7 protein-coding genes are annotated in these 6,633 nt (G+C 51.0%); 1 reads left to right on the forward strand and 6 read right to left on the reverse strand.

From position 1 onward, the window contains the following. Positions 1-17: 17 nt before the first annotated feature. The 6 genes from proS to metN form a co-directional block, all read right to left on the reverse strand. Positions 18-1,736 carry a proline--tRNA ligase gene (proS, locus tag ACLJXE_RS14135; protein ID WP_410751209.1) on the reverse strand — a complete coding sequence of 573 codons (1,719 nt, stop codon included), beginning with the start codon at positions 1,734-1,736 and terminating at the stop codon, positions 18-20. 110 nt (positions 1,737-1,846) lie between these two features. Continuing rightward, the gene (gene tsaA, locus ACLJXE_RS14140) at positions 1,847-2,554 is read right to left on the reverse strand and encodes a tRNA (N6-threonylcarbamoyladenosine(37)-N6)-methyltransferase TrmO (protein ID WP_410751210.1); all 708 of its coding nucleotides are present in this window, start codon (positions 2,552-2,554) and stop codon (positions 1,847-1,849) included. Next, on the reverse strand, positions 2,551-2,955 hold the full coding sequence (gene rcsF, locus ACLJXE_RS14145; protein WP_040230040.1) for an Rcs stress response system protein RcsF: 405 nt from the start codon (positions 2,953-2,955) through the stop codon (positions 2,551-2,553). Before rcsF ends, tsaA begins: the two co-directional genes overlap by 4 nt. 116 nt (positions 2,956-3,071) lie before the next feature. Further along, positions 3,072-3,887: a methionine ABC transporter substrate-binding lipoprotein MetQ gene (gene metQ / locus ACLJXE_RS14150; protein WP_003829145.1), complete on the reverse strand. Its 816-nt coding sequence runs from the start codon at positions 3,885-3,887 to the stop codon at positions 3,072-3,074. Between the two features lie 44 nt (positions 3,888-3,931). Then, positions 3,932-4,585, reverse strand: coding sequence for a methionine ABC transporter permease MetI (locus ACLJXE_RS14155; protein WP_005132073.1), 654 nt, complete (start codon positions 4,583-4,585; stop codon positions 3,932-3,934). Next, a complete protein-coding gene (metN, locus tag ACLJXE_RS14160) occupies positions 4,578-5,609 on the reverse strand; it encodes a methionine ABC transporter ATP-binding protein MetN (protein ID WP_410751211.1) in 1,032 nt (343 codons plus the stop codon). Before metN ends, ACLJXE_RS14155 begins: the two co-directional genes overlap by 8 nt. 189 nt (positions 5,610-5,798) lie before the next feature. Here metN and gmhB point away from each other — a divergent pair, with 189 nt between their 5' ends. After that, on the forward strand, positions 5,799-6,365 hold the full coding sequence (gmhB, locus tag ACLJXE_RS14165) for a D-glycero-beta-D-manno-heptose 1,7-bisphosphate 7-phosphatase (RefSeq protein WP_048212629.1): 567 nt from the start codon (positions 5,799-5,801) through the stop codon (positions 6,363-6,365). Positions 6,366-6,633 lie beyond the last annotated feature (268 nt).

Genomic DNA, 6,633 nt, shown 5'->3' on the forward strand with positions numbered 1-6,633 from the left:
AGGGCCTTTTGCTGGTGTTAGCCTTTAATCGCTTTGACCAGATAGTCAACAATGTCGCCGGTTTTAATCAGCTGTTTCTCGCCGTTACGACGATATTTGTATTCGATATCATCGTTATCGAGGTTACGGTCACCGAGCACGATGGTGTGCGGAACACCGATCAGTTCCATATCGGCAAACATCACACCCGGACGCTCTTTACGATCGTCCATCAGCACTTCGATACCCTGTGCACGCAGTTCTGCGTACAGCTTCTCTGCCAGTTCCTGCACACGGTAGGATTTGTGCATGTTCATTGGCAGAATAGCGACCTGGAACGGTGCGATAGCATCCGGCCATACAATGCCACGATCGTCAAAGTTCTGCTCAATTGCGGCAGCAACAACGCGAGTCACCCCGATACCGTAGCAGCCCATGGTCAGAATCTGATTACGGCCATCTTCACCCTGAACGGCAGCTTTCATCGCTTCAGAATATTTGGTACCCAGTTGGAAAATGTGGCCCACTTCGATACCACGTTTAATCAGCAGTGTACCTTTGCCATCCGGGCTTGGGTCGCCTGCGACCACATTACGGATATCTGCCACTTCTGGCGTTGCAACATCGCGATCCCAGTTAATACCAAAATAGTGTTTACCATCGATGTTCGCACCGGCAGCGAAATCGCTCATTACCGCCACGGTACGATCGATAACCACCGGGATTGGCATATTCACCGGACCGAGTGAACCCGGACCTGCTTTCACGACGGCACGGATTTCTTCTTCAGTAGCAAAAGTCAGCGGGCTGGCAACCTGCGGCAGTTTTTCTGCTTTAACTTCGTTCAGTTCGTGATCGCCGCGAACCAGCAGAGCAACCAGCGGGTAGCTGCTGCCTTCAACCGCTTTCACCAGCAGGGTTTTAACGGTTTTTTCAATGGGCAGATTAAACTGCTCAACCAGTTCCGCGATAGTTTTCGCATTCGGTGTGTCAACCAGCGTCATTTCCTGAGTGGCGGCTGCGCGGGGTTCTTTCGGCGCAACGGCTTCAGCAAATTCGATGTTGGCAGCAAAATCGGAGCTGTCGGAGAATACAACGTCATCTTCGCCGCTTTGTGCCAACACCTGGAATTCGTGAGAAGCGCTACCGCCGATAGAGCCGGTATCAGCCTGTACTGCGCGGAAATCCAGGCCCATACGGCTAAAGATTTTGCTGTACGCGGCATACATCGCGTCGTAAGTTTCCTGCAGAGATTCCTGAGAAGTATGGAAAGAGTACGCATCTTTCATCAGGAATTCGCGGGAACGCATCACGCCGAATCGTGGGCGAACTTCATCACGGAATTTCGTCTGGATCTGATAGAAGTTCAGCGGCAGCTGTTTGTAAGAGCTCAGCTCATTACGGATCAGGTCGGTGATGACTTCTTCATGCGTTGGGCCGAGTACAAACGGACGATCGCCACGGTCAGCAATACGCAGCAGTTCCGGACCATATTGTTCCCAACGGCCGCTCTCTTCCCACAGTTCAGAAGGCTGAACGACCGGCATCAACACCTCGATCGCACCGGCGTTATTCATCTCTTCACGCACGATGTTTTCGACTTTTTTCAGGACGCGCACGCCGGTCGGCAGCCAGGTGTATAACCCGGAGGCCAGCTTGCGGATCATCCCGGCGCGCAGCATCAGCTGGTGGCTGATGACTTCGGCGTCGGCAGGAGTCTCCTTCAGAGTGGAGAGCAGATATTGGCTAGTACGCATGTTGTTACGGTTCCAGTTGAACGATCGAACAGGCTGGATGCCAGCCTGACACAAAAAAAGTGGTTTAGTTTACCAGCGAGAAAGGGATGTCAAAAGAGAAGGGCTCGAAATTAGCGGGGTTCAAGCGCAAAGACTTCAAAACCTTCTTCCGTTACGCGCCAGCGCACGTTGAAATCATGTAGCCAGACGGCATACGCTTTGCCTGTCTCTTCACCCTTACGATACGCAGGACGTGGGTCCTGTGCCAGTACTTCGCCGATAAATGTTTTCAGCAATGGATAACGTTTTTCCAGCGTCAGAAGCTGTTGTTCAACCTCCGTAGTGAAACTTACCGTCATTTCAGCAACCGGCGCATGCTGCGCGTAGCTGGCAGTGGCGTCAGGCAGTGCTTCTGCAAATGGCAGATAAGGTTTGATGTCGACCACCGGCGTTCCGTCGACCAGGTCCAGACTACCGAGTTTCAGAATAACGCGCTCTTTGTGGCAGACAATTTCTTTTAACTCAACCAGCGACATCCCGACAGGGTTAGGACGAAAGGTTGAACGCGTGGCAAAGACGCCCATTCTGGCGTTACCGCCCAGACGGGGTGGGCGCACGGTTGGACGCCATCCACCTTCCATTGTCTGATGAAAAACAAAAATCACCCACAAATGGCTGAATGCTTCCAGGCCGCGAACAGCATCGGCCTGGTTATAGGGTGCGAGCAAATGCAGTTCGCCGTTGGCGCTTTTCACCAGACCCGGCTGGCGTGGCACCGCGAACTTTTCTTTATAAGGAGAGCGGATAACGCCTATTTGCTCGAACTGAAAATGACTCATTTAGACGAAATGTTCAGGGCAGAACCGATGCAAACAGCCTGACGATAGCAACCCGGCGTCCCGCTGGTGACTTCGCAGCTGTGCAGCAATACCGCATTGGCTTTCATTTTGGATGCGTTTATCTGCATGCGTTTGCGTGCGGTTGGAATACTCGGAGGGGAATCCTGGTTTGATGCCTGGCAGGACTCTCCACTTACTTCGCCAAGATCGCGGAATGGTTTACCGACCAGATCTTCTGCGTTGGTAATAATTCTGACCGGCGTCGCGCGCGGTGCTTTTGGTTTTTCCGGCTCCGCTTTTGGCGGGGTAGCGGTGCTTTGAACGGGTTCAACAGGGGATCTGCTTAACATAGAACAGCCGCTCAGCATGAGTGCTACTAAACAGATCGGTAAAGCACGCATAATATTTCCTCAATGAATGATCTAAACGTCAGATATTGAATCAGGTGCTTGCATAAATGACAAGACGGGCAAGCGCCCGTCCTGATGATATTACAGATTGTGAAAACAGCCTAAAATTACCAGCCTTTAACAGCACCGCCGTTGAAGACTTTGTTTGCCGCTTCGTAAACTTCGTCTGACTGGTATGCTTCAACGAATTTCTTCACGTTCTCAGCATCTTTATTGTCTTCACGAGTCACGATCAGGTTTACGTATGGGGAATCTTTATCTTCAACGAAGATACCGTCTTTTGCCGGAGTCAGGCCGATCTGGCTGGCATAGGTGGTGTTGATGACTGCCAGTGCGATTTGCGCGTCGTCCAGGGAACGTGGCAACTGCGGCGCTTCCAGTTCAACCAGCTTCAGGTTTTTCGGGTTTTCAATCACGTCCAGCGCGGTCGGCAGCAGGCCAACGCCATCTTTCAGTTTAATCAAGCCGACTTTCTGCAACAGCAGCAGGGAACGGCCGAGGTTAGTCGGGTCGTTTGGAATAGCGACCTGAGAGCCATCCTGGAGTTCATCCAGTGATTTGATTTTTTTGGAGTAGCCAGCTATCGGATAAACAAAGGTATTGCCTACGGCAACCAGTTTGTAACCACGATCTTTGATCTGCTGATCCAGGTACGGTTTGTGCTGGAAGGCGTTAGCATCGATATCGCCTTTGCTCAGCGCTTCATTGGGCAGGACATAATCGTTGAACGTGACCAGTTCAACATCCAGACCGTATTTTTCTTTAGCCACTTTCTGTGCGACTTCAGCAACCTGCTGCTCTGCGCCAACGATAACACCCACTTTGATGTGGTTAGGATCTTTTTCATCCTGGCCACAACCCACAAGTGCCAGAGAACCGATCAGGGCTCCAACTGCCGCAAAGGTTTTGAATTTGAACGCCATGCTTATTTCCTTTTCTTAATGAGTTTTTAGTGTTGTGTGTAACGTTATTTGTGCGTGACTGCCCGGACGATGCGATCGCCGGATAACTGAATTAAATAAACCAGAACGACGAGCAATACCAGTACTGTATTCATTACGGTAGCGTTATACCCAATGTAACCATACTGATAGCCAATCTGGCCAAGACCGCCTGCACCCACAGCACCGCCCATAGCTGAGTAACCGACCAGGGTAATCAGGGTAATCGTTGCTGCATTGACCAGACCGGGGAGAGCTTCAGGCAGCAATACCTTACGCACGATCTGCAACGGTGTAGCGCCCATCGCACGGGAGGCCTCAATCAGTCCGGTTGGGATCTCCAGCAAGGCGTTCTCAACCATACGAGCAATAAATGGCGCGGCGCCAACGGTTAGCGGGACGATAGCGGCCTGCAAACCGATAGAGGTGCCAACAATCATGCGGGTGAATGGAATCATCCAGACCAACAAAATAATGAACGGGATGGAACGGAAAATGTTAACCAGCGCAGAAAGCGTGCGGTACAACTTCGCGTTCTCAATGATTTGTCCTGGACGCGTTACGTACAGCAGTACGCCAACGGGCAGGCCAATCACAAAGCCAAAAAAACCGGACACAAAGGTCATTGCCAGCGTTTCCCATACGCCGCGAACCAGCAGCCAAATCATCGGCTCAGACATAACCCAGTACCTCTACTTTTACGTGGTGTTCCTGCAACCAGCTAATGGCAGCTTGTGTATCTTCTTGTGTACCGTGCATTTCAGTCAGCATGATGCCGAACTTCACGCCGCCGGCGTAATCCATCTGCGCGCTGATAATGTTGTTATTCACATTAAAACGGCGGGCCGTTTCTGAGAGTAATGGTGCATCAACAGAGTGACCGGTGAACTCCATGCGCAGCATGGGCACGCTGTCGGCTTGCGGCTCTGCTTTTAAACGTTCCAGGTAATCTTCCGGAATATCCAAATGCAGCGTGGACTGGATAAATTTCTGTGCCAGCGGGGTTTTGGGGTGTGAGAACACTTCGCTGACGGTGTCCTGCTCAATCAGTTCACCATTGCTGATGACCGCGACGCAGTCACAGATACGTTTTACAACATCCATCTCATGAGTAATCAGCAGAATGGTGAGACCCAGGCGACGGTTAATATCTTTCAGTAATTCGAGAATCGAGCGGGTCGTAGCGGGGTCGAGGGCGCTGGTGGCTTCATCGCACAGCAGTACTTTAGGGTTACTTGCCAGCGCACGGGCAATCGCAACACGTTGCTTCTGACCACCGGAAAGGTTCGCCGGGTAGCTGTCGTGCTTGTCGCCAAGGCCAACCAAATCCAACAGTTCCGTCACACGACGTTTAATCTCTTCTTTTGGCGTGTTATCCAGCTCCAGCGGAAGCGCAACGTTGCCAAAAACAGTACGGGAGGAGAGCAGGTTAAAGTGCTGGAAAATCATGCCAATTTGACGGCGCGCTTTAGTCAGCCCGGATTCAGAGAGTGTCGTCAGCTCCTGACCGTCGACCTGAACACTGCCTTCAGTCGGGCGCTCGAGCAGGTTTACGCAGCGAATGAGTGTGCTTTTACCGGCACCGGAGGCACCAATAACGCCATAAATCTGTCCGGCGGGAACATGCAGGCTGACATTGTTTAGCGCCTGAATGGTGCGAGTCCCCTGCTGGAACACTTTGGTGATATTCGAAAGTTTAATCATTGGTTATTTATTATCGTAATTAAGTTAGCCGTGGCATTTTCGTCTGTCTGGTACGGTCGACGCCGTCAACAAGATGGATGTTAAGGCATCCAGACGTCTAAATCAATCGGGCTTTGCACGATGAGCACTTTCTTGCCAGCCGAAACATGCGATACTAGAGCAACATGCCTTATTCAGGAGCTATAAAAGGTGGCAAAGTCTGTACCCGCAATTTTTCTCGACCGTGACGGCACTATTAATGTGGACCACGGTTACGTCCATGAGATCGACGAGTTCGAATTTATCGACGGTGTCATTGATGCTATGCGTGAACTTAAAAAGATGGGTTATGCGCTGATTGTCGTGACGAACCAGTCCGGTATTGCCCGTGGCAAATTTACCGAGGCACAATTCGAAACGTTGACTGAATGGATGGATTGGTCATTGGCCGATCGCGATGTTGATCTGGATGGTATCTATTATTGTCCTCATCATCCACAGGGCACAGTCGAAGAGTACCGCCAGGTCTGTGACTGCCGTAAACCCCATCCGGGCATGTTTATCTCAGCGCGAGACTTTCTGCACATCGATATGGCGGCTTCTTATATGGTGGGCGACAAAATTGAAGATATGCAGGCAGCGACAGCTGCAAATGTAGGAACGAAGGTATTAGTGCGTACAGGCAAGCCAGTCACTCCGGAAGCAGAAAATGCGGCAGATTTAGTGCTAAATAGTCTGGCGGACCTGCCAATGGCGATAAAAAAGCAGCAAAAGTAAGCGTTATGGATAAAAGGTGAGCGGTTGAAACAAAAATGCATTTTTCCGCTTGTCTTCCTGAGTCGACTCCCTATAATGCGCCTCCATCGACACGGCGGATGTGAATCACTTCACACAAACAGCCGGTCCGGTTGAAGAGAAAAATCCTGAAATTCAGGGTTGACTCTGAAAGAGGAGAGCGTAATATACGCCACCTCGCGACAGAGCGCTAAAGCGCGTCGCAACTGCTCTTTAACAATTTATCAGACAATCTGTGTGGGCACTCGAA

The sequence above is a fragment of the Citrobacter sp. U14242 genome, from assembly GCF_046555775.1.
Lineage (GTDB): Bacteria > Pseudomonadota > Gammaproteobacteria > Enterobacterales > Enterobacteriaceae > Citrobacter.